Source organism: Mesorhizobium sp. B3-1-9 (genome assembly GCF_006439595.1).
Taxonomy (GTDB): Bacteria; Pseudomonadota; Alphaproteobacteria; order Rhizobiales; family Rhizobiaceae; genus Mesorhizobium.
In genome coordinates this window covers 1-25,057 of record NZ_VFTJ01000007.1, presented here as the reverse complement: position 1 = coordinate 25,057, position 25,057 = coordinate 1, and the positions used below count along the sequence as shown (strand labels likewise).

Annotated in this window: 27 protein-coding genes; 17 read left to right on the top strand and 10 right to left on the bottom strand. The window is 62.7% G+C overall.

The features are described 5' to 3' along the window. Nucleotides 1-57 precede the first annotated feature (57 nt). Nucleotides 58-1,092: a LacI family DNA-binding transcriptional regulator gene (locus FJW07_RS14645; protein ID WP_140857191.1), complete on the bottom strand. Its 1,035-nt coding sequence runs from the start codon at nt 1,090-1,092 to the stop codon at nt 58-60. Between the two features lie 180 nt (nt 1,093-1,272). Here FJW07_RS14645 and FJW07_RS14640 point away from each other — a divergent pair, with 180 nt between their 5' ends. From FJW07_RS14640 to FJW07_RS14595, 10 genes are all read left to right on the top strand, one after another. Beyond that, entirely contained in the window at nt 1,273-2,319 is a 1,047-nt protein-coding gene (locus tag FJW07_RS14640) for a sterol desaturase family protein (protein WP_140857189.1), read from the top strand. 128 nt (nt 2,320-2,447) lie between these two features. After that, entirely contained in the window at nt 2,448-3,380 is a 933-nt protein-coding gene (locus FJW07_RS14635; RefSeq protein WP_140643663.1) for a sugar ABC transporter substrate-binding protein, read from the top strand. Nucleotides 3,381-3,480: 100 nt separating this feature from the next. Continuing rightward, complete coding sequence (locus FJW07_RS14630) at nt 3,481-4,533, top strand: ABC transporter permease (RefSeq protein WP_140857496.1); 1,053 nt, start codon at nt 3,481-3,483, stop codon at nt 4,531-4,533. Beyond that, nucleotides 4,533-5,552: an ABC transporter permease gene (locus FJW07_RS14625; RefSeq protein WP_140857494.1), complete on the top strand. Its 1,020-nt coding sequence runs from the start codon at nt 4,533-4,535 to the stop codon at nt 5,550-5,552. The genes FJW07_RS14630 and FJW07_RS14625 overlap by 1 nt, the downstream gene beginning before the upstream one ends. Before the next feature lie 78 nt (nt 5,553-5,630). Continuing rightward, nucleotides 5,631-6,464, top strand: coding sequence for an ATP-binding cassette domain-containing protein (locus FJW07_RS14620; RefSeq protein WP_140658831.1), 834 nt, complete (start codon nt 5,631-5,633; stop codon nt 6,462-6,464). Between the two features lie 89 nt (nt 6,465-6,553). Continuing rightward, nucleotides 6,554-7,558: a Gfo/Idh/MocA family oxidoreductase gene (locus FJW07_RS14615; RefSeq protein ID WP_140857188.1), complete on the top strand. Its 1,005-nt coding sequence runs from the start codon at nt 6,554-6,556 to the stop codon at nt 7,556-7,558. Further along, nucleotides 7,555-8,514, top strand: coding sequence for a sugar phosphate isomerase/epimerase (locus FJW07_RS14610; protein WP_140857186.1), 960 nt, complete (start codon nt 7,555-7,557; stop codon nt 8,512-8,514). Before FJW07_RS14615 ends, FJW07_RS14610 begins: the two co-directional genes overlap by 4 nt. 10 nt (nt 8,515-8,524) lie before the next feature. Beyond that, nucleotides 8,525-8,833 carry a MocE family 2Fe-2S type ferredoxin gene (locus FJW07_RS14605; RefSeq protein WP_140785275.1) on the top strand — a complete coding sequence of 103 codons (309 nt, stop codon included), beginning with the start codon at nt 8,525-8,527 and terminating at the stop codon, nt 8,831-8,833. 1 nt (nt 8,834) lies between these two features. Next, nucleotides 8,835-9,617: a hydroxypyruvate isomerase family protein gene (locus FJW07_RS14600; protein WP_140785276.1), complete on the top strand. Its 783-nt coding sequence runs from the start codon at nt 8,835-8,837 to the stop codon at nt 9,615-9,617. A gap of 10 nt (nt 9,618-9,627) precedes the next feature. After that, complete coding sequence (locus FJW07_RS14595) at nt 9,628-10,440, top strand: 3-methyl-2-oxobutanoate hydroxymethyltransferase (protein ID WP_140785277.1); 813 nt, start codon at nt 9,628-9,630, stop codon at nt 10,438-10,440. A 61-nt stretch (nt 10,441-10,501) separates the two neighbouring features. Here the strand turns inward: FJW07_RS14595 and FJW07_RS14590 are convergent, their stop codons facing one another. The 3 genes from FJW07_RS14590 to FJW07_RS14580 form a co-directional block, all read right to left on the bottom strand. Next, the gene (locus FJW07_RS14590; RefSeq protein ID WP_140702878.1) at nt 10,502-11,341 is read right to left on the bottom strand and encodes a 3-keto-5-aminohexanoate cleavage protein; all 840 of its coding nucleotides are present in this window, start codon (nt 11,339-11,341) and stop codon (nt 10,502-10,504) included. A 130-nt stretch (nt 11,342-11,471) separates the two neighbouring features. Continuing rightward, the gene (locus tag FJW07_RS14585; protein ID WP_140785278.1) at nt 11,472-12,122 is read right to left on the bottom strand and encodes a LysE family translocator; all 651 of its coding nucleotides are present in this window, start codon (nt 12,120-12,122) and stop codon (nt 11,472-11,474) included. Nucleotides 12,123-12,170: 48 nt separating this feature from the next. After that, nucleotides 12,171-12,794: an FMN-binding negative transcriptional regulator gene (locus FJW07_RS14580; RefSeq protein ID WP_140857184.1), complete on the bottom strand. Its 624-nt coding sequence runs from the start codon at nt 12,792-12,794 to the stop codon at nt 12,171-12,173. Nucleotides 12,795-12,822: 28 nt separating this feature from the next. On the opposite strand from FJW07_RS14580, the gene FJW07_RS14575 reads away from it, so the two are divergent. After that, complete coding sequence (locus FJW07_RS14575; RefSeq protein WP_140857492.1) at nt 12,823-14,298, top strand: PLP-dependent aminotransferase family protein; 1,476 nt, start codon at nt 12,823-12,825, stop codon at nt 14,296-14,298. Between the two features lie 12 nt (nt 14,299-14,310). Here FJW07_RS14575 and FJW07_RS14570 read toward each other — a convergent pair whose 3' ends face one another. Both FJW07_RS14570 and FJW07_RS14565 read right to left on the bottom strand, forming a co-directional pair. Then, on the bottom strand, nt 14,311-15,132 hold the full coding sequence (locus FJW07_RS14570) for a L,D-transpeptidase (RefSeq protein WP_140643508.1): 822 nt from the start codon (nt 15,130-15,132) through the stop codon (nt 14,311-14,313). A 172-nt stretch (nt 15,133-15,304) separates the two neighbouring features. Then, entirely contained in the window at nt 15,305-15,970 is a 666-nt protein-coding gene (locus FJW07_RS14565; RefSeq protein WP_140857182.1) for a haloacid dehalogenase type II, read from the bottom strand. A 313-nt stretch (nt 15,971-16,283) separates the two neighbouring features. Between FJW07_RS14565 and FJW07_RS14560 the strand changes: the two genes are divergently transcribed. From FJW07_RS14560 to FJW07_RS14545, 4 genes are all read left to right on the top strand, one after another. After that, the gene (locus FJW07_RS14560) at nt 16,284-17,162 is read left to right on the top strand and encodes a branched-chain amino acid aminotransferase (protein ID WP_140857180.1); all 879 of its coding nucleotides are present in this window, start codon (nt 16,284-16,286) and stop codon (nt 17,160-17,162) included. A gap of 210 nt (nt 17,163-17,372) precedes the next feature. Beyond that, nucleotides 17,373-17,975, top strand: a complete 603-nt coding sequence (locus FJW07_RS14555) for a superoxide dismutase (protein ID WP_140643514.1) — start codon at nt 17,373-17,375, stop codon at nt 17,973-17,975. Nucleotides 17,976-18,219: 244 nt separating this feature from the next. Then, a complete protein-coding gene (locus tag FJW07_RS14550) occupies nt 18,220-18,657 on the top strand; it encodes a cytochrome c (protein ID WP_140643516.1) in 438 nt (145 codons plus the stop codon). 8 nt (nt 18,658-18,665) lie between these two features. Next, entirely contained in the window at nt 18,666-19,613 is a 948-nt protein-coding gene (locus tag FJW07_RS14545; RefSeq protein WP_140857178.1) for a cytochrome c, read from the top strand. A gap of 3 nt (nt 19,614-19,616) precedes the next feature. On the opposite strand, the gene FJW07_RS14540 is transcribed toward FJW07_RS14545, so the two are convergent. Together FJW07_RS14540 and FJW07_RS14535 are read right to left on the bottom strand one after the other, a co-directional pair. Next, a complete protein-coding gene (locus FJW07_RS14540; protein WP_140643521.1) occupies nt 19,617-20,006 on the bottom strand; it encodes an SET domain-containing protein-lysine N-methyltransferase in 390 nt (129 codons plus the stop codon). A gap of 97 nt (nt 20,007-20,103) precedes the next feature. Continuing rightward, nucleotides 20,104-22,215 (bottom strand): S9 family peptidase, encoded by a 2,112-nt coding sequence (locus tag FJW07_RS14535; protein ID WP_140857176.1) that lies wholly within the window; start codon nt 22,213-22,215, stop codon nt 20,104-20,106. Between the two features lie 109 nt (nt 22,216-22,324). On the opposite strand from FJW07_RS14535, the gene FJW07_RS14530 reads away from it, so the two are divergent. Together FJW07_RS14530 and FJW07_RS14525 are read left to right on the top strand one after the other, a co-directional pair. After that, nucleotides 22,325-22,834 carry a hypothetical protein gene (locus tag FJW07_RS14530; protein WP_348640183.1) on the top strand — a complete coding sequence of 170 codons (510 nt, stop codon included), beginning with the start codon at nt 22,325-22,327 and terminating at the stop codon, nt 22,832-22,834. Between the two features lie 269 nt (nt 22,835-23,103). After that, nucleotides 23,104-23,529, top strand: coding sequence for a MucR family transcriptional regulator (locus FJW07_RS14525; protein WP_027164827.1), 426 nt, complete (start codon nt 23,104-23,106; stop codon nt 23,527-23,529). A gap of 80 nt (nt 23,530-23,609) precedes the next feature. Here FJW07_RS14525 and FJW07_RS14520 read toward each other — a convergent pair whose 3' ends face one another. After that, nucleotides 23,610-24,038 carry a SufE family protein gene (locus FJW07_RS14520; protein WP_140857174.1) on the bottom strand — a complete coding sequence of 143 codons (429 nt, stop codon included), beginning with the start codon at nt 24,036-24,038 and terminating at the stop codon, nt 23,610-23,612. 173 nt (nt 24,039-24,211) lie between these two features. Continuing rightward, nucleotides 24,212-24,607, bottom strand: a complete 396-nt coding sequence (locus FJW07_RS14515) for a DUF5330 domain-containing protein (protein ID WP_140643529.1) — start codon at nt 24,605-24,607, stop codon at nt 24,212-24,214. Nucleotides 24,608-25,057 lie beyond the last annotated feature (450 nt).

Here is a 25,057-nt window from a genome sequence, read left to right as displayed (position 1 = left end):
GCTGCAGCCTGCATTAGATGTTCTGCCGCGTGAAGCGGAAGGCAGCGGCCCGCTGCCTCAGATATTCTCCGGTGTGACTATTTCGAAAGGTATCGACCGCTGAAGGGTCGCGAATGGTGCTTGTGGTCCAATGACATCGATCATGGTCTGCACGAGAAGAGCGGAGGTCGCTTCAAGGGGGTGACAGAGAGCTGCCGTGATCAATCCTTCCGACAATCCTTTGCGGGTCTCGGGCCCAATGTCGCGGCATACCACCTTGATCCCCGATCGCCTCTCGGAAGATACTTCCCTCAAGGCGCGAAGCACGCCTGTGATGCCGCCGCCAACAATTAGAATCCCCACCAGATCGTCCGTCGTCTTCAGCAACTCGGCCACCATGCGGTAGGCCTCGCTCGATTCCTCGTGAGTGGGGCGGCTCTCCTCCACTGTGAGCCGAGGCGCGTGCTCGCGCAAATAGGAGCGGAAGCTGGCGTCCGAGACATCCTGGCATTGGTAGCGATGATTGCCGATGAAAACAGCGATTCGACCAGCCCCTTGGGTCGTTTGCGTGATCAGGAATGCTGCGGTGCGCCCCAGCTTCCAGTTGTCGGTGCCTACATAGGCCGCCCTTTCCGGTGCGGATTGATCTGTGATGTAGGAGACAACCGGCTTACCCATCTCCTTCAGGGAACGGATGGCCTGGCCAATGATCGGGTGATCCGCCGCGACCACCGCCACAGCGTCGCATGCATCGCCAAGCGCGATGAGCCGGCTCGATATCGTCTCCGGCGTCAAAATATCCACGAAGTCGACGACAGGGTCGATGACCTCGTCCCGCCGCTCGCGGCAGGCGGTGACGATCTTCTTCCCGAACAGTTGATAGAGGTCGCGGGTCGACTGCTGGAGCAGGAAACCCAGCCGGTAATGCGGCGAGATTTTTCGCGCCCGGTCATCGATCGCGCCGATGCCGTAAAAGCCAATTTCTTCCGCGGCGCTTTGCACGCGCTGGACTGTTTTCGGCCGCACGGCAACCGTGCCGCCCAGAATTCTGTTCACCGTCGCCACCGACACGCCTGCCGCGGTAGCAAGATCGTGGATTGTCGGCCGCTTCATGAACGCTCACCCTTCTCTGTATCATCATGATTGAAACTAAATGATACAAATGCAATTTTGATATTATTTCTGCCTTCTCCGAATATCAACCCTCCGATATGAATTGCGCCGAGTGAGGCCTCGATCGGATGTCGAGAGCCCACAGACCCAGACCGATCCGGGCACGGAGGCGCTGTCACGATGGATGATCTTCAGTATGGAACGCGCGACAGGCGCGGTAACTGGGCACCACATCGCCGTGCCGGGCCGGCACCGATCTGGCACCGTCCGTTCAATGTGAAGAAGGTGGTAGCCTGGATTCCAGAATTCTTCTGGCCGTGGAACACCTTCCACCTCGCCACGTCGCTCATTTGGGTCAACCTGCTGATCCCGAGCTGGCAGAGTCTCGCGAGCCTCTCGCTGCTCAACTACCTTTGGCTGTACGGCCTCAACGCCGCCGGGATCTTTCTTTTCTACGGCTTCTTCGAGCTGCGCTACTACGTCCAGCGCAAGCAACAGAACCGCTTCAAGTACAATCCGAAGTTTCCCTCGGATGCGCCGTCCGACGTGTTCTGGTTCCAAAGCCAGAACGTCGACAATTTCGCCCGCTCGTTTTTCGTCACCATACCGCTGTGGACAGTGGTCGAGATCGTGATGCTGTGGGTCTACGCGAACAGCTGGGCTGTCTGGCTGCCCTGGACGACGAACTGGCTTTACCTGTCGTTCCTGGTGCTTATCGCGCCTGCCTTGCATGAGGTCTATTTCTTCTTCCTGCACCGGGCGATCCATTGGCCGCCGCTCTACAAATGGGTGCACTCGGTCCACCACAATTCGATCAATCCGAGCCCGTGGTCGTCGCTGTCGATGCATCCGGTCGAGGGCTTCCTCTATCATGCCGAAGCCTGGCTGCACCTGTTGATCCCGTCCAACCCGGTCTGCGCCTATTTCACGCTGCATGGAGCCGGTTTCGGCGCCGTCAACGGCCATCTCGGCTTCGAGACCTTCGAGATCACCGACAAGGTCAATCTCGATAGCCACTCTTACGTGCACTACCTGCACCACAAGTACTTCGAGGTGAATTACGGCGGCGACGGGCTGGTGCCACTCGATAAGCTGTTCGGCACCTGGCACGACGGCAGCAAGGAAGCCGACGAGGTCATGAAGGCCCGCTTCCGCAAGAAAAAGGAAAAGGTGCGGAGCCGGCAGGAAGGCCGCGGCGATCCGGCATCCGGAATGCCTGCGGAATAACGAACCAGGCGCCGTTTCGGCTGGGTCCGTGAGGAGTGGGCCCGGAACAGGAAGACTTTTGTTGAAACCCTATGGGGTAATCTGGGAGGAATACCATGAAGCTTTTCAAGACACTCGTCTCGACGGCGATGCTGATCGGGTTCAGCACCGGCGCGACGCTCGCCGCCAACATCTTTGTCGTCGGCGGCAAGCCGGACGATCCGTTCTGGTCGATCGTCAAGCGCGGTGCCGAAGACGCCGGCAAGGTCGTCGAGGCTCAAGGCGGCAAGGTCACCTGGCTCGGGCCGCAGAACTACGACAATCTGGGTGTCGACGCCGCCGAATTGATCCGCCAGGCGATCGACCAGAAGGCCGATGCCATCGTCGGCCCGGACTGGGTGCCGGAAGCGATGGATCCTGCGTTCAAGGCGGTGCGAGACGCCGGCATTCCGCTGCTTATCTACAATGCCGGCGGGTTGAAAGCGGCCGACCGTCTCGGCGCCATGAACTATGTCGGCTCCGATGACTACAAGGGCGGCGTCGCGGCCGGCGAGTACCTTACCAAGGCCGGCAACAAGAAGGGTGTCTGCATCAACACGCTGCCAGGCGCCGCCAACATCGAGGCGTTTTGCGGTGGCTTCAAGGAGGGTATGAAGAACGGTGGTGGCGAAGCCGACGTGCTGCCATTGCCCGCCACATCCTTCGGCTCGGCAACCGCCGTAGCCCAGGCGGTGAAGGCCTATCTGTTGCAGCACCAGGACGTGAACGCTGTCTTTACGATCGGCAACGTCGACGCCAACTCGGCCATGAACGGCATCACCCAGGCCGGCAAGGTCGGAAAGGTGCACCTGTGCGGCATGAATTTTGACGAGACCATCCTGAACAACATCAAGGGTGGCCAGCAGGACTGCGCCATCGACCAGCAGGGTTACCTGCAGGGATATCTCGCCGTGGCGATCCTCAATGGTCACGTCAATTACGGCCTGTCGGTGCCCACCCGCGAGATCCTTACGGGACCAGGCATCATCGACAAGACGAACGTCGACGCCACCATCGCTGGCGTGAAAGCAGGGACACGATAATCCTCCCGCCTGGGCCGCCCGCGTTTTGCGGCGGGCGGCCCTTTTTCCCTTTCTCTGCGGCGGCACATTACGGCCAGCCGCGTGCTTGCGGATTACCGTAATGGCACATCCCGCCGCATCCACATCAACGCCTGCGCTCGAACGCTCGCAGTCCGGACTGGCGCTCGGCCGGTTGGCACGTCGACCGGAGTCGGGCTCGTTCCTTGGCATGGTCGCAGTCCTGCTTTTCTTCGGCCTATTCGGCGGCAGCAGTTTCATGTCGGCAGCCGGTGCGGCAAGCTGGCTGAACATCGCTTCCGAGATCGGGATCATTGCGCTGCCGATAGGGTTGCTGATGATCGCCGGGGAACTGGACATCTCGGTCGGCGCGGTGATCCCCGCGGCGTCGCTCACCACTGCCATCGTCTCAGGTCACTACGGGCTGCCCGATTGGCTTGGCATAACGGCAGCGCTTGGCCTCGGCCTCGCCGTCGGCCTCGTCAACGGCCTGTTTGTGACGAGGACAACCATCCCGTCGCTTATCATCACCATCGGCACCATGTTCGGCACGATGGGTCTGACGCTGGGCCTCACCGTCAAGATCGCCGGCAGCACCGGCGTCTCGCTCGTGCCGGACCCGCTTACCAAGCAAATCTTGGGTGACTATCTCGGCGGCATGTTCCAGGTCACGATCCTGTGGTGGGTCGTGTTCGTGGTTGGCCTGTTCTGGCTGTTGCACATCTCGCCTATGGGCAATTGGATCTATGCGCTCGGCGGCGACAAGGAGAGTGCGCGCAACGTCGGCATCCCAACCAAGCGCCTGACGATCGGCCTCTTCATGCTGTCCGGCTTCAGCGCCGCGTTCGTCGGGGTCAGCGAGGTGATGGTCTACCAAAGCGCGCAGGTTCTGGCCGGCCAGTCCTTCATCTTCAATTCCATCATGTGCGTGGTCATCGGCGGCGTTTTGCTCACGGGCGGTTTCGGCTCGATCGTCGGCATCGTGTTCGGCACGCTCACCTTCTCGATCGTGAACCAGGGCATCTATTTCACCAGTCTCGATCCCAATGTCGGCAGCGTCATCATCGGCGCGCTTCTCCTGATTGCGGTGTTGACCAACGACACGTTCCGGCAGTTGGCGCTCAGCTATTCGTCGAAGAACGGAGGACAGTCATGATGGACGCAATCAAATCATCACTGCGCCGTCCCGAAGCCGGATCGGTCCTCAGCCTCATTGGCGTGGTGCTGTTCTTCGTTCTGTTCGGCGGCGCCAATCTGGGCACACTGGTTGGCGCGGCCAGTTGGGTCAATTTCGCGGCCAATCTCGGCATCGTCGCCATTCCCGTCGGCCTGCTGATGATCGCGGGCGAACTCGACATTTCCATCGGCGCTCTGATCCCGACGGGCTCGATGACCACGGCCATCCTGACCGGCTACTACGGACTGCCCATAACGGTAGGGATCGCCGGCGCGCTGGCGATCGGCGTGGCGGTTGGCCTGATCAACGGCCTGCTGACGATCCGCACCTCCGTGCCCTCGCTTATCATTACCCTGGCCACGCTGGTCGCCATGCAAGGGGTGGTGCTCAGCGGGTCTGTGCTTCTGACCGGCAACGCCAGCGTTGCGCTCACTGCGCCAGACTGGGCCAAATTCCTGTTCGGCCAACTGATCGGCGGCAGTCACCAGGTCATCATCGTCTGGTGGGTCGCCTTCGCCGCCATCATGGGTTTCGTTCTGCACAAGACCCGCTATGGCAATTGGCTGTTTGCAATGGGCGGCGACAAAGTCAGCGCCCGCAATGCCGGCATTCCGACAGAACGCCTGACCATTGCGCTGTTTGTGTTGTCCGCGGTCAGCGCCACACTCGTTGGCATCTGCCAGGCGATCCTGTTCAACTCCGCCCAGGTCTCCGGCGGCATGAGCTTCATCTTCAACGCGATCGTGTCCGTGGTGGTGGGCGGTGTGCTGCTGACCGGCGGTTTCGGGTCGGTGCTCGGCATCTTCGTCGGCACGATCACATTCGCGATTGTGAGCCAGGGCATCTACTTCACCCAGATCGACCGAAACTGGTCGAACCTGATCATCGGTGTGATGCTCCTGCTGGCCGTGCTGATGAACCAGTCATTCCGCGACCTGGCGCTGTACTTCAGACCGCGGCGCAAGCGAAGCCTGCCGCGGGAGCCAGCCAACCCATGAGAGATGAGTTTGAGATCACTTCCCGCTTCGGTGAATGCCACCCTGGCGCAGTCGAATTGCAGATGAAGAGATGACGCCATGAACGACAAACCTGCCATTCTCGAACTGAGAAACGTCAACAAATCCTTTGGACCGATCGACGTCTTGCACGATATTTCGCTCAGAGTGCGCGCCGGCGAAGTGCTTTGCCTGCTCGGCGACAACGGCGCCGGCAAGTCCACGCTCATCAAGACCCTGGCCGGGGTCCACAAGCCAACCAGCGGCCAGATATTGATGGATGGTCAGCCGGTTACGTTCACCGGACCAAGCGATGCGCAGGGGCGCGGAATTGCCACCGTGCATCAGTTCGGCGGCACGTTTCCGCTGATGAGCATCGGGCGGTCTTTCTTCGTCGGCGTCGAGCCGACCAAAGGTTGGGGGCCGTTTAGGATCTACGACCGCAAGCGCGCCAACGAGATAGCGGTGAAAGCGGTCCGGGATTTTGGCATCACCCGTATCGACGACGGCGACCGCCTGGTGGGCGGCCTGTCGGGCGGCGAGCGCCAGTCGCTTGCCATTGCCCGCGCCGTGCATTTTGGAGCGCGCGTGCTGATCCTGGATGAGCCGACCGCGGCACTCGGCGTCAAGCAGGCCTCGCATGTGCTGCGTATCGTCAACGAGGCCAAGAAGCGTGGCCTGGCGGTGGTCTTCATCACCCACCAGGTCATGCACGCCATGACCGTCGGCGACCATTTCGCGGTACTGATCCGCGGCGCCATCGCCGCCGATTTCCGCAAGGGCGAAAAGTCACGCGAGGAGATTACGGATCTGATGGCCGGCGGCGAGACCATGGCCGACCTCGAAGCCCAGGTCGAAGGCTACATGGAAACCCATGCGGGCCATCCGCCGTCCCTGATCCCAGCCGCTCACTAGACTTTCCTTGGGAGGTTATCCAGTCCGGCGCGGCTTCATCTCGCCGCTCACCGCGATCCCGTAAACCCGAAAGCAAAAACAGGACAGAAATGACAATTCGCATTGCAGTGATCGGCGCCGGCCTCATGGGCGCGGATCATGCCAGGATAGTCGCCGAGGAACTGCCCGGCGCAACCCTCCAATTGGTTTGCGACATGGATGAGCAGCGCGCTCGTTTCGTCGCTGATGCATGCGGCGCCAACGACGTTGCCACCGATCCCGAGGGCGCCATCGCGCGGCAGGATGTGGACGCCGTTATCATCGCCAGCCCCGATTTCACGCACGCGCCGCTGTCGATGGCCTGCATTGGCGCCGGCAAGCGGGTACTGTGCGAAAAGCCCCTGTCACAAGCCCCGGCTGACTGCATTGCGGTGATGGCAGCCGAACAGAAAGCCGGGGCGAAATTCGTCCAGCTCGGCTTCATGCGCCGGTACGACCGCTCCTACCAGGAGATGAAGCGGGCGCTGGAAGACGGCCGTCTCGGCCGGGCGTTGATGATGCACAATTTCCACCGCAACGTCGAAACGCCGGCCGCCGATTTCACCGGCGCGATGGCCATCACCAATTCCGCCCCGCACGAATTCGACGTCGTGCGTTATGTGCTCGGCACTGAATACACCGCCATCTCCGCATTCCAGCCGAGACGCTCGGACGCGCGTGTCGCCCCCGTCGTCATGGTGTTGGAAACCGTGGATGGCCAGCTGGTCAACATCGAGATCAACAACAACGCCGCCTATGGCTATGACGTGCGTGCCGAACTGGTCGGCGAACGGGGCACTGTCGCGACCAACAATGTTGCCTATACCCGCACTGAGTCCGCGCTTACCCAAAGCACCAGCTACGACGCCGACTGGCGGACCCGTTACTACGATGCCTACCGGCGCCAGAACCGAGACTTCCTGCGCTTCGTCATGACTGGCGATTTTCCCGTGACAGCGTCGGATTGCTGGGACGGCTATTGCGCCGCCGTCGTTGCTGAGGCTGGCGTGGTGGCGCTGAAGGAAGGCCGTCGAACGCCCGTCCAGATGATTGCAAAGCCGGAGTTCTACGCGTGAAGCTGGGTTTCGTTTCAGACAGTCTCGGCAACCTGCCGTTCGAGGCGGTGCTCAATCATGCCCAGCGCATGGGCGTATCCGGTATCGAGGTGAACACGTGCGGCTGGTCGACCGCCCCCCATTTCCGTCTCGCATCGATGCTGGGCAACAGGGAAGCACAGAGACGCTTTATGGGAGCGTTCGAGGAACGCGGGCTGGAGATCATCAGCCTGAATGCGAATGGCAATCCGCTGCATCCGACCGATCCGGCCCAGGGCGAGGCGTTGAAAGATACGATCCGCGTCGCCGGCGAGATGGGCATCCGCACCGTCTGCACCATGAGCGGCCTCCCTGCCGGCAGCGCCGGCGACAGCATGCCGAACTGGGTTGTCTCGTCCTGGCCGCCGGAAACGCAGATCATCCTCAAATATCAATGGGAAGAAAAGCTGATCCCGTTCTGGACCGAGATCGCTGCGCTGGCAAAGGCAAACGAGGTCGAGCGCATCGCGCTCGAGCTGCACGGCAATCAGTGCGTCTACAACGTGCCCTCACTGCTGAAGTTGCGACAAGCGGTCGGACCTATCGTGGGCGCCAATCTCGACCCCTCGCACCTGTTCTGGATGGGCGCCGATCCACTCGAGGCCGCCGAAGCGCTGGGCGAGGCCATCTATCACGTGCATGCCAAGGATACGATGCTGAACCGGCCCGTTCAGGCAACGACCTCGCTGCTCGAGAATGGCAGCCTGATGGACATCCCGGCCCGCTCCTGGAGCTATATCACGCTCGGCTTCGGTCATGGCGAGGAGTGGTGGCGGCGGTTCTGCTATCGGCTGAAGATGGCCGGCTATGATGGCTGGCTCTCCATCGAGCACGAGGACGTGCTTCTGAATTCGCTGGAGGGGCTCGAAAAGTCGGTCGCGCTGCTCCAGGGCGTGATGCCGTCGGCTCCCGCAGACTTCAAACCGCAAGATATCTGAGGAGACGTATATGCCCTGGGTCGACGCTTGTGCCGCTGACGAAATTGAAGCCGAGGAAGCCAAGCGTTTCGAGAATGGCGGCCGCACCTTCGCGATCTTCCGTAACGACGCGGACGAATACTACTGTACGGACGGATTGTGCACACACGAGGCGATCCACCTTGCCGACGGTCTTGTCATGGGCAATACGGTGGAGTGTCCCAAGCACGCGTCCGTTTTCGACTTCACCACCGGCGAAGTCGAGACGCCACCGGCCTGCGAGAACCTCAGGACATACAAGACCAAGGTCGAGAACGGCCGCGTGCACATCGAGATTTGACATGTCCGACACCTTTATCCTCGCCGCCTGCGCCGAAATGCTGTGGCGCGACAGGCCGATGGAATTCCGCGTCAGGCGGTTGACCGAACTGGGCTTCCAGATCGGGCTGTGGAACTGGCCGGAGCATGATCTCGCCATGCTCGAAAAATCCGGCGCCACCTTCTCGATCATGAACGGCTATCTGCGCGGCCGGCTCGCCGACGATGAAGGCGCGGAAGAACTCCTGAAGACAGCTAAGGAGACGGCCGCCGTCGGCAAGCGCCTTGGCGTGGCGCGCCTCAACCTGCATGGCACCGGACTAGGCGAGGGTGGTCTGCCGGTCAGCCCGTGCGAGACGGTCACCGGCGCGATGTGGCTCAAGGCGCGCGATACGCTTAACCGCGTCGCCGATCTTGCCGAAGCGGAAGGCGTTACCTTCACGCTGGAGAACCTCAACCTGCCGGTCGATCATCCCGGCGTGCCCTTCGCGCGCGCCGAGGACACGCTGGCGCTGGTGTCGAGCGTCAACCGGCCGGGCCTGCGCCTCAACCTCGACCTCTACCACGCACAGATCGGCGAGGGGAATTTGATCGAGCTCTGCCGCGCCTGCCTGCCATGGATCGGCGAGGTCCAGGTGGCGGACGTGCCGGGGCGCATGGAGCCCGGCACCGGCGAGATCAACTATCGCGGCATCGCCGGCGCGCTGAAGGATATGGGCTATCGCGGGCCGGTCGGCATGGAAGCGTTCGCTTCCGGCGATCCCGAAGCGGCGCTCGAGGCCTTCCGCAACGCTTTCACTATCTGAGGGAACGAAAATGGTCACCAAGAACAACCGTCCGACCGTCGCCGACATCCGCGCCATGAAGGCGCGCGGACAAAAGATTTCGATGCTCTACGTCACCTCGCTCGAAGAGGCGGCGGCGGCGAACGCGGCCGGCGTCGACATGCTGTCGATCGAAGGACGCTTCTTCTCGCCTGAGATGCGCGAGGCCGCGGGCCGCTGCTTCGTCCAGGTCGGGCTTCCCTATGGCCCCGCCGGCGATCTGGTCTCGGCGCATGACTATCTCGGCGCCGCCTATCACTTTACGCGCATGGGCGGCGACTGCTTCTACTGCGCCGCCTCGCTCGATATCCAGAAAACGCTCTGCGACAACGCCGTGCCGATCATCGCCCATGTCGGCCTGATCCCCTCGCAATGCACCTGGACCGGCGGCTTCAAGGCCGTCGGCAGGACGGCCGAGAGTGCGCGCCGGGTGTGGGACCACGTGAAACGCCTCGAAGCCATCGGCTGCTTCGGCGCCGAATTGGAAGTGGTGCCGGACCGCATCGCCGAACTGATCACCAGGAACACGCCGATGATCATGCTCGGCATGGGCGCCGGCCCCCATGCCGACGCGCAATATCTTTTCAGTGAGGACGTGCTTGGCCACACCGCCGGGCACAAGCCGCGCCACGCCAAGACCTATCGCAACTTCGCCGCCGAATTCGAGCGGCTGCAGCGCGAGCGCATCGCCGCCTATCGCGAGTTCATCGCCGACGTGCGCACCGGCTCCTATCCCGAGCCGCAGCACGTCGTGCCGATCGCCGACGAGGAGCTTGCCGCTTTCAAGGCCGCGGTGGATCTCTAGCGTTGAAGTGCGATCAGCCGATCTCGATGTCCATTTTGGCGATCAACCGCTCGCGCGCCCTTCAGGCGGCGTCCCACTGGCCTCTAAGCGTGTCCGCATTGGCGAGGGTGAGCCCGCAGGCTTCGACTGATCGCTTGGTGGCCGCGACAAGGTCCTGATTTCCCGAAGCCGGTGTTCCATCGGGCAGGAAAAGATTGTTCTCGAACCCGACGCGCGCGTTCCCGCCAAGCAGCGCGGCTGCCGTCACGCACGCCGTCTCCTGGTTGCCGAAGGCGCAGACCATCCAATGGCTTGCAGCGGCAGTGCCCGGGGCCAAGAAAGGCAGCAGGTCGGCCGGGCGGGACGTCTGTCCAACCGCGTAGCGGCCGAGCACATAGAGAACCGGCAGATTGTCGAAGGGGATCAGGCCGCGGCCCGCGAGCATCGCGAGATAGGTTGCCTCCTCGGGAGTGTAGAGGATGATCTGCGGTGTGATCTTCTCCCTGCGCAGCGTTTCAAGGAATGCGGCGAAACCCGCTTCGTAAGTTTGGTCGGGCAACAACTCGCGCAGGGCCAGTGAAACCGCCTCGGGCCGCGCTTCCAGCACCACCCGCATCTGCTGTTCGGGCCGATAGATGCCCAGTGCCTCGCTGGTGATCTGGACGACGAGCCGTTCGTCGACACTGGCCCTGATCGCCGCGGTTGCGGTCCGGTAGGCTTCGGCGTCGAGCAGGTGATGTCCGTCGCGGTCGCGGACATGGACATGGATCATGGCGGCGCCCGAGTCGAGCGAAGCCGCGGCCACATGCGCCAACTCATCTGGTGTGATCGGCAAGGCGGGATGATCGGCCTTCGTGCGCCGGCCACCATTTGGCGCCACGGCGATCGCGACCGGATCGGGGCGGCTGGCAACCGGTTGCATGGAATTCCTTTCGGCCCGAATGGCTGCTTCATCTGTCGCATAAGCATGCGTTGTGCAACACATGCGACGTCATGGCCATCGACGCGATCGTCGAGGCCTCGTCGACCGTCCGCTGAACGTCGCCGGGCAATCAAAGGGCGGGGCGCTTGGCTATGGCCAGGCCCATGCCGAGCGCGATCATAGCGCCGCCGGAGGCCTCCCGCAGCCGGCGTATGGTGCTGGCGCGCCCGGCCGCGCCTTGCCGGATGCGGCTCGCCGCAAAAGCGACCACGACATCGGCCACTGTATTGAGCGTCACCGATATGAAGCCAAGGACCATGAATTGCAGGGCGACGTGGCCGGCGCCCAGGTTCACGAATTGCGGAATGAAGGCCAGGAAGAAGGCGGCCGTCTTTGGGTTCAAGGCCTCGACCAGCACGCCTTCGCGAAACGCTCGGCCAGTGCCGACGGCAGGCGACAGCGTCTCGCCTTCCAGCATCGTCTTTGCCTCGCGGCGCGCGGACTGGAAGGTGCGGAAGCCCAGCCAGACGAGGTAGAGGGCACCGATCAGCTTCAGCGCCGTGAACAGCTCCGCGCTGGCGAGCACGATAGCTGAAACACCCAGGCTGCCGGCAAGCACATGGACCATGCCGCCGAGGCCCGTCCCGACACTCGAGGCAATGCCTTCCGCGCGTCCTCCAGCCAGCGTGCGTGCGGCGACATAGAAGATGCCCGGCCCCGGTGTAATGGCAAGCAGGAATGCCGCGGCGAAGTACAAGGCGAATTGGGTCAAATCCGGCATGATGGACTCTCTTGAAAGCGCAGGGCCGGTCTTCACACCGGCCAGTCTTCACACCGGAATGAGCGGAGCGACCGCGCGGTCGGACGGCCGCTCGCTCGATGACAGGCCGGACACGACGCCGGCGCGATCGGCCGCGTTGCGGTTCTGGCTCATCTTGCGCTTGCCTTCGAGCTTCGTAATCAGCATGCGCAGGCCGACAATGCCCTTCAGCTGCGACTGGATGAAATCCGCCGGTGCGTCCGACACGGCCCAGGGTGCTGCGCGCTCGCCCTCATGCAGGTTGGTCAGGCGGGTCACCACCTCGAGCAGCCTGTCGGCATCCTCGAAGAACTCGATCGGCCCATGGGCGTGGACGGCGACATAGTTCCAGGTCGGCACCACCTTCCCGGTCTCCTGCTTGGTCTGATACCAGGCCGGCGTCACATAGGCGTCCGGGCCCATGAACATCGCCAGGCCGTCGCCCAGCGGCGGCATGCGCCATTGCGGGTTTGCCTTTGCGACATGGCCGTAGATCACGCCGTGCTCGCCCTCGTTCTCGTCGAGGAAAAGCGGCAGAGGCGTCGCCAGCGGGCCATCGGCCGTGGCGGTGATCAGGATTGCCAGCCGCGCGGCGCGGATCGTGGCGGTGAGGCTCTCATGATCGTCGTCGCGAAAGGCGGGCGGTGTGTACATGGCAAAACTCCTTGCGTTCCAAGAAAAGATGCCGGATGTCTGGCTTGCTTGGAACATCCAGTTTTGGAGGTTTTTGGTGGTCCAGTTGGAGCAGGACGGCGTCGCGCGGCGGATCATCGCGGCGATCAAGGAGCAGATCCACAGCGGCGGCTATCGGCCAGGCGATCGCCTGCCATCGACGCGGGCTTTTGCGACCGAGTGGGGCGCCTCGCGAACCACGGTGACGGCCGCTTACAATCAGCTCGACGCCGAAGGCTATCTGATCATCCGGCATGGTGCGCGCGCCATCGTTGCTCCGGGGTTGGAGAGGGCGTCGGGAGAGGCGCCCGTCGCAGCCGCTTCGCCACGCAACCTCTCGGCATTCGCACGACGGTTGCTGGCCTTGCCTGCGCCTACGGAAGGGCAACCAGCCAAGCTCGCGGATTTCCGCTATGGCGAGTTGTCCGGTGCGGACTTCCCGGTGCTGGCCTGGCGGCGCGCGTCGAACAAGGCGATCCTGCGGCGCGCCGCGCGGCTGCGCTATGGTGATCCTCAGGGGTCTTCCGTTCTGCGCAACGCGCTTCAGGCCTATCTCTGGCGGGCTCGCGGCATCAGTTGCACGCCGGACCAGATCGTCATCGTCAACGGCTCGCAGCAGGGGTTGGACCTCTGCGCGCGGCTGCTGCTCGACCCCGGTGACCCCTTTGTGATCGAGAACCCCGGCTATCCGCTGGCACGCCACGCCTTCGTGGCGGCCGGAGGCGTCGCCGTGCCCGTTGCCGTCGACGCGGAAGGGCTAAGGACGGATACGCTGCCGCCGGCCCGTCTCGCCTATGTGACGCCTTCGCACCAGTTTCCGCTCGGTGGCGTGCTTTCGGCGACGCGGCGGCGTTCGCTGCTGGCCTGGGCCGCCGGCACGGGGGCCTATATTGTGGAAGACGATTATGACGGCGAATACCGTCACGACATCAGCCCGATCCCGCCTCTGCAGGCGCTCGACGCGGATAGCGTCATCTATGTCGGAACGCTGTCCAAGACGCTCTCGCCGACCTTGAGGCTCGGCTATCTCGTCGTCCCCGCCAGCCTGCGCCGGGCGTTCGGCGAGGCCAAGCGCCTGACCGACCGGCATGCTCCGATGCTGGAACAGGACGTGCTGGCCGAGTTGCTGGCGAGCGGCGCCTACGAGCGCCACGTGCGCAGCATTCGCAGGAAGAACGCCGAGCGCAGGGGCATCCTGCTGCAGGCTTTGACTGAACATCTGGGGTCGCGGGTTACCGTCGCCGGGGCCGAGACTGGCCTGCATGTCGTTGCTTGGATGAACGGTATCGATGCTGGACGCGAAGCGGCGATCATCGCTGCGGCGCGCACCGCCGGTATCGGCCTTTATCCCGTGTCGCCACTCTATGATCTGGGCGGGCCGCGTCCGGAAACGGCCGGCTTCATTCTTGGCTATGCCGGGCTCGATGCGGATGCGTTGCGGCGCGGCGTTGCGGTGCTGGCCACCATATTGGCCGAGCACCGCTGACGAACCAACCGCTTAGAAAATCGCGTCGTCGAGCCGCTTCACCGGACCGAGCAGGATGGAGCCCGTCGGCACGCCATTGTCGATCGGGATGGCCTTGCGCTCCGGCAAGTTCTCTTCCGGCGCGCCGACATTGGCCGTCACGATGACCGGCGTCTTGGTCGGCACGCGGTCGTAGAGGTCGATGATGTCCTGGTTGATCAGACGCACGCATCCCGACGACACCGACTTGCCGATCGACCACCATTCCGGCGAGCCGTGCAGGCGGTAGAGCGTGTCCTGGTTGCCCTGGAAGAGATAGAGCGCGCGCGCTCCGAGCGGGTTCTTCAGGCCACCCGTCATGCCGCCATTCTTGGCGCTGTATTGGGTCAGTTCCGGCTGGCGGGCGACCATCTCGTCCGGCGGCGTCCATTTCGGCCACTTCTGCTTCCATTGCACGACCGCATCGCCAGACCATTCGAAGCCGGCGCGGCCGAGGCCGACGCCGTAGCGGATCGCCTGACCGCCCTCGCGCACCAGATAGAGGAAGTGGCCGGTGGTATCGACGACGATGGTGCCCGGGCGCTGTCCGGTCGGATCGGGGACGATCTGGCGCAAGAATTTGTGATCGATCTTGTTGACCGGGATCGCCGGCAGATCGAAGCCATTGTCCGACATCGCGCCATACATCGTCTCGTAATCGCCGAGGGGCGGCTCGACATAGGCCGGCGGTGGCGGCTGGATGGGAGCGGGGCCCGGACCGGTGGTGGTGCACGCGGACACGGCGGCCGAAGCAGCGCCAAGGGCTGTGAAATTGAGGAAGCCACGGCGGCTGAGGCGGAAGGAAGCGTCTGACATGGTTGCCTTTTCTAGGTCTTAATTCGCAAGAAAGCATGAATCCGCGGGCACGTCGCCGACGGCATTCATAACAGTCGGCGGCGATAGGCGGTTCCAATTCTGGCCTGAGGGTGGACAGAAAAAGGCGAAGCTGTGACCGCGCCACAGCTGTTGCGCTGCAGCAACAGAGGTCTCAGGCGCCTGCCAGGAGACCTTCGAGCGAAGGCAGGATCAAGCCCGGCTGAAAGTCGCGGTATTCATCCGGCTGGTCGGTCCGGTTGATCCAGACCGTACGGAAACCGAACTTGGTCGCGCCGGCGATATCCCAGCGGTTCGACGACTGGAACGACACCGCGCCTGGATAGAGCCGCCAGCCAGTGACCACCATGTCGTAGACCGATGGGTCGGTCTTGAAGCGTTTGACCTGGTCGACCGAAAACACGTCGTCGAGGATCTGGTCGAGCGCCGCGGACTTGACCGCCGCGTCGAGCATTTCGGGCGAGCCGTTGGATAGGATCGCGAGCTTCGCGCCCGAGGCCTTGAGCGCTTTCAGCACGGCGGGCACTTCCGGATAGCAGTCGAGCCGCCAATAAGCTTCGAGCAGTCTCGTCCGCAGCGCCGGATCGGCCGAGGGAACCTTGCGCAACGCAAAGTCGAGCGCCTGCTCGGTCAATTGCCAGAAATCGGCGTAAGCGCCCCCCATCAGCGTCCGCACCCAGGAATATTCGAGTTGCTTGGCGCGCCAGATTTCGGAGAGAAGCTGGCCGTCCGGCCCGATCTCGCCGGCATGCCGGCGCACGGCGGCGTGCACGTCGAACAACGTGCCATAGGCGTCGAAGACATAGGCCGCATGATGCATAACGAGAGTTTTGAGGCGAGGATGCGCCCCGTGCAAGCGCTGATTGCGCTTTTAATGCATGTCGCCCAAAAGTGTGTCGCGGTTTTGGGAAACCGACAGGCATCAAACAAATAATGCATGTCGCCCAAAAGTGTGTCGCGGTTGGGAAACCGACATGCATCAAACCAAAGAACTTACCGGGCGTCGCCCGATCCGTTTCGGGCGACGCTCTGTAAGTATGGCTGGCCTCAACGATTTTTGGCCGTGTCGGTTGACGCCAACCGTCAAAGCATCGTCCTATGGCGGCCTGAAATCACTCATTTGGACGGCGAACATGACATTGGCGGCGGCGGCGCAAACCGCGACTTGGACCTATGTGGACGGCGACTGGTACGAGGGCAACGTCGCCATTCTCGGGCCGCGCAGCCACGCCATGTGGCTGGGCACCAGCGTCTTCGACGGCGGCCGCTGGTTCGAGGGCGTTGCGCCCGACCTCGAACTTCATTCCGCCCGCGTCAACGCCTCGGCGACGGCGCTTGGCCTGAAACCCTCCATGACCGCCGAGGAGATCGTCGGCCTGACCTGGGATGGCCTGAAGAAATTCGACGGCAAGACGGCGGTCTATATCAGGCCGATGTATTGGGCCGAGCATGGCGGCTATATGGGCGTGCCGGCCGATCCGGCCTCGACCCGCTTCTGTCTTTGCCTCTACGAATCGCCGATGATCCCGCCATCCGGCTTTTCGGTCGGTGTCTCGCCGTTCCGGCGCCCGACCATCGAGACCATGCCGACCAACGCCAAGGCCGGCTGCCTTTACCCCAACAACGGTCGCGCCATCCTGGAGGCCAAGAACCGCGGCTTCGACAACGCGCTGGTGCTCGATATGCTGGGCAATGTCGCCGAGACCGGAACCTCCAACATCTTCCTGGTCAAGGACGGCCATGTGATGACGCCGGCCCCGAACGGCACGTTCCTCTCCGGCATCACCCGCTCGCGCACCATCAACCTGCTCGGCGACTACGGTTTCAAGACCACCGAAAAGACGCTGTCGGTTCGCGATTTCCTTGAGGCGGACGAGATCTTCTCGACCGGCAACCACTCGAAAGTGGTGCCCATCACCCGCATCGAAAACCGCGACCTGCAGCCCGGACCGGTCGCCAAGAAGGCGCGCGAGCTCTATTGGGAATGGGCGCATTCGACGTCCGCCGCCTGAGCCGCCGGAGCGTTTCACCGTTTCACCCAAACGGCGAACAGCTCCGCCTCGTCATTTTTGCGCAATTCCGGGCGGAAAACCGTTTCGCACTTTTCCCGGAATTGCTCTAAAAAGTCGCTCGGCGCTCCATTCTGGAGTTGCCCCAACCCATTCCAGACCTATCTTAGCTCGGTAATATCACCGGACTTTTTCCTCGAGGGAGTACCATCCATGGCTTTTGAGTTGCCCGCTTTGCCTTACGACTACGAGGCCCTGCAGCCTTACATGTCGAAGGAGACGCTGGAGTATCACCACGACAAGCACCACAAGGCCTATGTCGACAACGGCAACAAGCTGGCGGCCGAGGCCGGAATGGGCGACCTGTCGGTCGAAGAGGCCGTGAAGCAGTCCTTCGGCAAGAATGCCGGGCTCTTCAACAACGCGGCCCAGCATTACAACCACATCCATTTCTGGAAGTGGATGAAGAAGGGCGGCGGTGGCAACAAGCTGCCGGGCGCGCTGCAGAAGGCGGTCGACAGCGATCTCGGCGGCTACGACAAGTTCAAGGCGGATTTCATCGCCGCCGGCACCACCCAGTTCGGCTCCGGCTGGGCCTGGGTTTCGGTCAAGAACGGCAAGCTGGAAATCTCCAAGACCCCGAACGGCGAGAACCCGCTGGTCCATGGCGGCTCGCCGATCCTCGGCGTCGACGTGTGGGAGCACTCCTACTACATCGACTACCGCAACGCGCGGCCGAAATATCTCGAAGCCTTCGTCGACAGCCTGATCAACTGGGACCACGTCCTGGAGCTTTATGAAAAGGCCAAAGGCTAAAAGATTTTGATGAGAAGCCCCGGTTCGCCGGGGCTTTTCTTTTTCGGTAGAGAAATCCGGCAAAATCGTCACGGCGACGGGGAATAATCCCACCGCCACGCCCGTTAACGTCCAGAGCAATTCCAGGAGAAGTGTGGAACGGTTTTCCGTCCGGAATTGCCCCAACCAGGAGATAGAGCATTTCACCTTGAACGGTGAAATGCCTCAGTCGCGTACCCTCTTCCTTCACCGTGGAGCCAATTGAATGAGAAAGCTTGTCATCGCCATCTCTTTGCTCGCCTTCGCCGGTTCGGCCGCTTATGCCGATCCGATCAAGGATCGCCAGGCCCTGATGAAGGAACGCGGCAAGCTCGCCGGGCAGATCTCGAAGGTCGTCAAGGGCGAGGAGCCTTTTGACGCCGCCGCGGTGCTGACGGCATTGCAGGCCCTGGAGGCCAATGCCGAGAAGTTCGACGCCGACAAGCTGTTCCCGGCCGGCTCCGACAAGGGCGACACCACGGCCGCGCCGAAGATCTGGGAAGACATGGCGGGCTTCAAGGCGGCCGGGGACAAGTTCCTGGCCGATGCCAAGGCCGCGGTCGCTTCCCCGCCGGCCGATGTCGACGCGCTGAAGGCGCAACTCAACACGCTGGGCGGCGATTGCGGCACCTGCCACCAGACCTACCGGATCAAGAAGAGCTGATCGCCTAAATGGCCTGGCTGAAGAAGCTTGTCGGCGCCGTCATCGTGCTTGGCGGCGCCGCGGCTGCCGCCGGCTGGGTCCTGTCGGCGCCGGCCAGGCTTGACGCCGCGACCGTTGCGCAGCTCGGCCCCGGCGACGCCGCCAAGGGCAAGCGCATCTTCTACGCGGGGGGCTGCACCTCCTGCCACGCCAAGCCCGGCGCCCAGGGCGACGCCCGTCTCGAACTCGTCGGCGGTCTGGAACTCAAGACGCCGTTCGGCACCTTCGTTCCGCCCAACATCTCGCAGGACCAGAAGGACGGCATCGGTGCCTGGAGCGAGGAGGACTTCGCCAACGCCATGCTGAAGGGCGTCTCGCCCTCGGGCGAGCATTTCTACCCGGCCTTTCCCTATGCCTCCTACGCGCGCATGAAGCCGGCCGACATCGCCGACCTCCACGCCTTCATGAAGACGCTGCCGGCGGTTGCCGGCAAGGCGCCCGATCACAGGCTTTCCTTCCCCTTCACCATCCGCCGCGGCATCGGCCTGTGGAAGCGGCTCTATCTCAGTCCCGAACCGGTGATCGCGCTGCCCGATGGCACGCCGGACAAGGTGCTGGCCGGCCGCTACCTGGTCGAGGGACCCGGCCATTGCGGCGAATGCCACACGCCGCGCGATTTCGCCGGCGGCGTCAGGAAAGGCGAGTGGCTGGCAGGCGCCGTGGCGGCCGAAGGCTCGGGCGTCGTGCCCAACATCACCCCCGACGGGAAGAGCATCAAGGACTGGTCCGAGGCCGACATCGCCAATTACCTCGAGACCGGCTTCACGCCCGATTTCGATTCCGTCGGCGGCGCCATGGTCGATGTGCAGCGCAACATGGCGCAGTTGACGGCCGATGACCGCGCCGCGATCGCCGCCTATCTGAAGGCCGTCCCGCCGCACCCCAACGGCTATCCGGCGCGCAAGCCGGCGAGCTAACCTTTACAGGTGGCGGTCGCCGAGAAAATCGAAGCCACCTTCGAAGAAGTGGTTGTAGTTGCAGGTCAGTTCTTCGCCTGGCGCGATGTCGCGTAGCGCGTAGGTCTCCTCGGGCGAGGAGACGTCGCAGTTCGGGTCGTCGTCGTGGTTCATGTAGCGTGCGTCGTCAGCCTCGAAGACGATGAAGCTCGGATCGTGCCGGTCCGGATAGGAATAGCGGTCGAGATAGGATTTTACCGGGCCGATCTGGGCCTCGTAGGTGTCGACCGGGATCCGGCGGTCGAACCTCGGGTCGAGCTTCCAGACCAGCGTGCCCTTGGCGATGTGGCCCCTGGCGAAGACGCCGATGCCCTGAATGGCGGATTTGTCGAGATACGTGTCGACGAGCAGCATGAGGATCCTTGCGGGTGAATGGTCGCGGCCGGAAGAGGCCAGGTCGAAAAAGGGCGGCACTGGGTAGCGCGCGCCCTTGCCAATTGCGAGCGGAAAATCAGGTCTTGCCGGTCACTTTCAACGCATAGGCGTAAATGTAGGCGATCTCCTCCAGCCGCGAGAAGCGGCCCGACGCGCCGGCATGGCCGGACTCCATGTTGATCTTGAACAGCACCGGATTGCCGCCTGCCTTGCGGTCGCGCAGCCGCGCCACCCATTTCGCCGGCTCCCAATAGGTGACGCGCGGATCGGTCAGGCCCGCCAGCGCCAGGATCGGCGGGTAGTCGTGCGCCGCCACATTGTCGTAGGGCGAATAGGCCGCGATCGTAGCGTAGTCGGCGGCGGAGGCGATCGGGTTGCCCCATTCCGGCCATTCCGGCGGCGTCAGCGGCAGGCTGGCGTCGAGCATGGTGGTGAGCACGTCGACGAACGGCACCTCGGCGACGATGCCGCCGAAATCCTCCGGCGCCATGTTGGCGATCGCCCCCATCAGCATGCCGCCGGCCGAGCCGCCCTGCGCGACGATGCGGTCGTGCTTTGTGTAGCGCTCGGCGACGAGATGGCGGCCGCAGGCGATGAAATCGGTGAAGGTGTTCATCTTCTTCGCCCGCTTGCCGTCATCGTACCAGCCATAGCCCTTGTCCTTGCCGCCGCGCACATGCGCGATGGCATAGACGAAGCCGCGGTCGACCAGCGACAGGCAGTTGGTGTTGAAGGCGGACGGAACGGTGATGCCGTAGGAGCCGTAGCCGTAAAGCAGGCAGGGCGCCGAACCGTCGAGCGGCGTGTCGCGATGGTAGAGCAGCGAGATCGGCACCAGCTCGCCATCGGCGGCGGGCGCCATCAGCCGGCGTGTGACATAGTGCTCTGGATCGTGGCCGGAGGGCACTTCCTGCGTCTTCAAGAGCACGCGCTCGCGGCTGCGCATATTGTAGTCGAACACCTGCGCCGGCGTCGTCATCGACGAATAGGTGAAGCGCATCGTCTCCGTGTCGTACTCGTAGGAGCCGGACAGTCCGAGCGAGAAGGCTTCCTCGTCGAAGGAGATGAAATGCTCCTCGCCGCTGGCGCGCTCCCGCACCACGATGCGCGGCAGTCCGTCCTTGCGCTCGAGCCTGACCATATGATGCTTGAAGCCGAGCACCGAGAGGATCAGCCGGCCGGGCTCGTGCGGCACCAGTTCCTGCCAGTTGGCGCGCACCGGATTGTCGACCGGCGCGGTCATGATCTTGAAGTCCTTGGCGCCGTCGGCATTGGTGAGAATGAAGAAGACGTCGCCGCCCTCTTCCAGGTCGTATTGCAGGCCGGTCTCGCGCACCGCGACCAGCTTGGGCTCGGCCGTTGGATCATTGGCGGGCAGCAGGCGGTATTCCGAAGTCTCATGGTCGTTGATGCCGATCATGATCCAGTCATTGGCGCGCGTGCCGCCGACATCCATGAAGAAGCCTGGATCGGTCTCTTCGTAGATCAGCCGGTCATTCTCCGATTTGTCGCCGAGCGCGTGGAAGAACACTTTTGACGGGCGATGATTGTCGTCGAGACGGGTGTAGAAGAAGCCGCCATCGCCGGCATTCCACACCCCGCCGCCGCCCGTATCCGGGATCTGGTCGGCAAGTTCTTTGCCGCTCGCAAGGTCGCGCACGCGCAGCGTGAAGAACTCCGAACCCTTGTCGTCGAAGGCCCACAGCAGCTTCCCGTGGTCGGCCGAATGGTCGACGCCGCCGAGCCTGAAATAGGCCTTGCCCCCGGCTTCCTTATCGCCGTCGAGCAGGATCTCCTCGGCGCCGCCGCCGCACGGCGTGCGGAAATAGCGCGGCTGCTCGCCGCCCAGCCGGAAGGAAGAGCCATAAGCATAAGGCCCGTCCTTCATGGGCACCGTCGAGTCATCCTCCTTGATGCGCCCCTTCATCTCGGCAAACAGCTTGCCGCGCAGATCCGCGGTGCCGGCCATCAGCGCCGCCTGATAGGCGTTCTCGGCATCGAGATGGGCGCGGATGCGGCCGTCGAGGAGGGAAGGGTCCCGGAACACGGCCTGCCAGTTGTCGGCCCGCATCCAGGCATAGTCGTCGCCGCGGGTGATGCCGTGATGCGTGTCGGAAACCGGGTGTTTCTCGGGCATCGGCGGGTTGGCGGCCGGGAAGGCGGAAGTCAAGGCGGAAGCTCTGGTCATTACGTCTCGCTGCGGAATTTGCTTGAATGACGAATGAACACGCCGCTCAGCGGCGGTTCAAGGGGCGCGGTTCAAGGTGGTCTATAGAAGCTAAGTCGAAGGGGGAAAGATGAAATCCTGTGTTTCTACCGCAATGTCTGTCGCCGTCCTCGCGGCAGGTCTGGCTTTTTCCAGTCAGTCTCATGCAACCGTCTTTGCCGCCTGGCAAGTGGCGGGCGTGCCGTTCGGCGACACGCTCAATGCACGAAAGTATCCGTCCAACGCATCGCAAAAACAGGCCGCCTATCCGAACGGCACCGTGCTGCAGATGACCGGCCGCTGCACCGGCGGCGTGAACTTGCTTGATATCGCTCGCCAGCCGCAATGGAAGCAGCGCCAGGCGATCCGCTATCGCTGGTGCGAGATATGGCACGACCCGGCGCAAATGGCCATTTCGTCACCGGTTGGGTCTACGGCAAATATATCGCGCCTCACTAGGGGGTATCGTTCACCCAGGGTTCCGGATCGGCAGGGCGGCGCCCTTGCGCTTTGTTGCGCAGGATTTGTCGCGCCGGCGCGACAGGCATCCAAGCATTGGCCAAGCATTGAACGCCGTGTCGAGCGGCGATCGGATGTCTAACACACGGATGACGTGACGTCACGGCATGCTGGTCTGACCAGAAAAATCTCGCGAAGTTACACGGCGCACGAATTTTTGAAGCTGAATCAGCAATATTTGATGAATATCGGTGAATATAAGTCAATATGCGAATTGACTTACTTGCAACGCGGCGTCATTAAGATAAGGCGATGCGAATCGCAGGCTTTCCTGCACGAAATTCGCGCGATGCCCGATCCCACAAAAAGGGCGCAGTTTTAGAAACAAACTCTCGTTGGGGCCTTAGCACTATGGAAATCGTCGAAACACCTTCGAAAAACGGTGATGCGCTGATCGAGCTGACCGCCGATGTCGTCGCCGCCTATGTCAGCAACAACCCGGTGCCGGTTGGGGAACTGCCGAACCTTATCGCCGACGTCCATGCCGCGTTGGGTCGCGTCGGTGGCTCGCCGGAGCAGCCGTCGGCCGAGAAGCAGAAGCCGGCTGTGAACCCGAAGCGCTCCGTCCATGACGACTACATCGTCTGTCTCGAGGACGGCAAGAAGTTCAAGTCGCTGAAGCGGCACCTGATGACCCACTACAATCTCACGCCGGAAGAGTACCGTGAGAAGTGGGGCCTGGATGCCAACTATCCGATGGTCGCCCCCAATTACGCGGCCGCCCGCTCGCAGCTCGCCAAGAAGATGGGTCTGGGCCGCAAGCGCAAGGGCCGTTGATTGGTCTCAGCTCGTCAAGCAGTTCGACGGCGCCCTTGCGGCGCCGTTTTGCTTTCTTGATGGGAGCGATATCGGCCGGATCAGGCCGTCTGCTTCAGCGCTGCTTCGGCGTCGCGCTTGATGCGCTTGACCATCGAACGCAGGCCGTTGGCGCGCTGCGGCGACAGATGCTCGTCGAGGCCGAGTTCCTTCAGGGTCGCTTCGGCGTCCGTGTTCCGGATTTCGCTTGCATGCCTGCCCGAAAACAGCGCCAGCATGATGGCGACGAGGCCGCGCACGATATGGGCATCCGAATCGCCCTGGAAGCTGATCACCGGATCGGCGCCCGCTCCTTGCTCGGTGGTGAGCCACACCTGGCTCACACAGCCAGGCACCTTGTTCGCGGCCGTGCGCTCCGCCTCGGGAAAGGCCGGCAGGCCCTCGCCTAGCTCGATCACATAGCGATAGCGGTCCTCCCACTCGTCGAGCAGGGAAAAGTCGTCGCGGATGGTCTGGATCGAGGTGGCCATTGACCCGCATATAGTGGCCCGGCCCGGCCGCGTCACGGAAAAAGAAAGACGCCGCGGGCGTCGAGAGGTCGGACGGGCCCGCGGCGTTAGAGCAATTCCAGGAAAAGTGCGTAGCGGTTTTCCGTCCGGAATTGCGCCGAAACTGAAGAGCCGAGCGAACGGCTGGAAAGAATTCAGTTCTTGGCGGTCAGCATCACCGGAATGTTGACCTTGGCGGGCAGCACGATGTCTTCGGCGACGCTGCCGGTGGTCGTGACGGAACCATCCGCGACCTTCGTCTCGGGCGCGCCTGCCTGCCCGGGCTGTTGCTGGTCGTCGATCATGGCCGCGGCGATCTTGGCCGTTTCCTTGGCGCGGACGGTGATGGTGTACATGGCCGATTTGCCGGTTTCGCAGACATCGGGCTTACGCTCGCATAGCCCGGCAATGTCGCCGACCGCCTCGCGCGCCGCAAACAGCGCCTGGATCGGTCCGACGCTCTGCTGGCCGTCTTCACCCGGGCCGACGCCGAGCGGCAGCGCCAGCAGCACCAGCGAAAACCAGAAAGCCATCCTGATCAGAAAGCCCATCTTACTTGCCTCTCATCCGCGATGGACGATGCATCCATCCGTGACGGATCATGCATCCATCGGCATGACCTCTTTATGGGCACGATAGTGGCACGGTCACGCAAAGGACGGCTTGCATCGAAGCCGCGAATTTTCCTCAAATTTTAGGCAAATTCGAAAGGAATTGGTTTTGAAACGGACTTGTCTCGAATCTCATCGACCACATTAACTTTACGATAACCATATATCATATTGTAATTACTCGATTTTATTCCCGGTAGAGATTAACCGTGTCAAGTTTCGGCTCGTTTTGGCACAGGCCTCACGGCTAACCCGCCGTTTACCATGGCGGCAACTCGGCGTGCTTTGCGGGGTCGGCGTCACAATATTTGTCCTAGGCCGTAGTGACGATTTAAGGAATTGGGATTCCCACAGGCCGGCAAATCAGATTCAACACTGATTTTTGGGGAT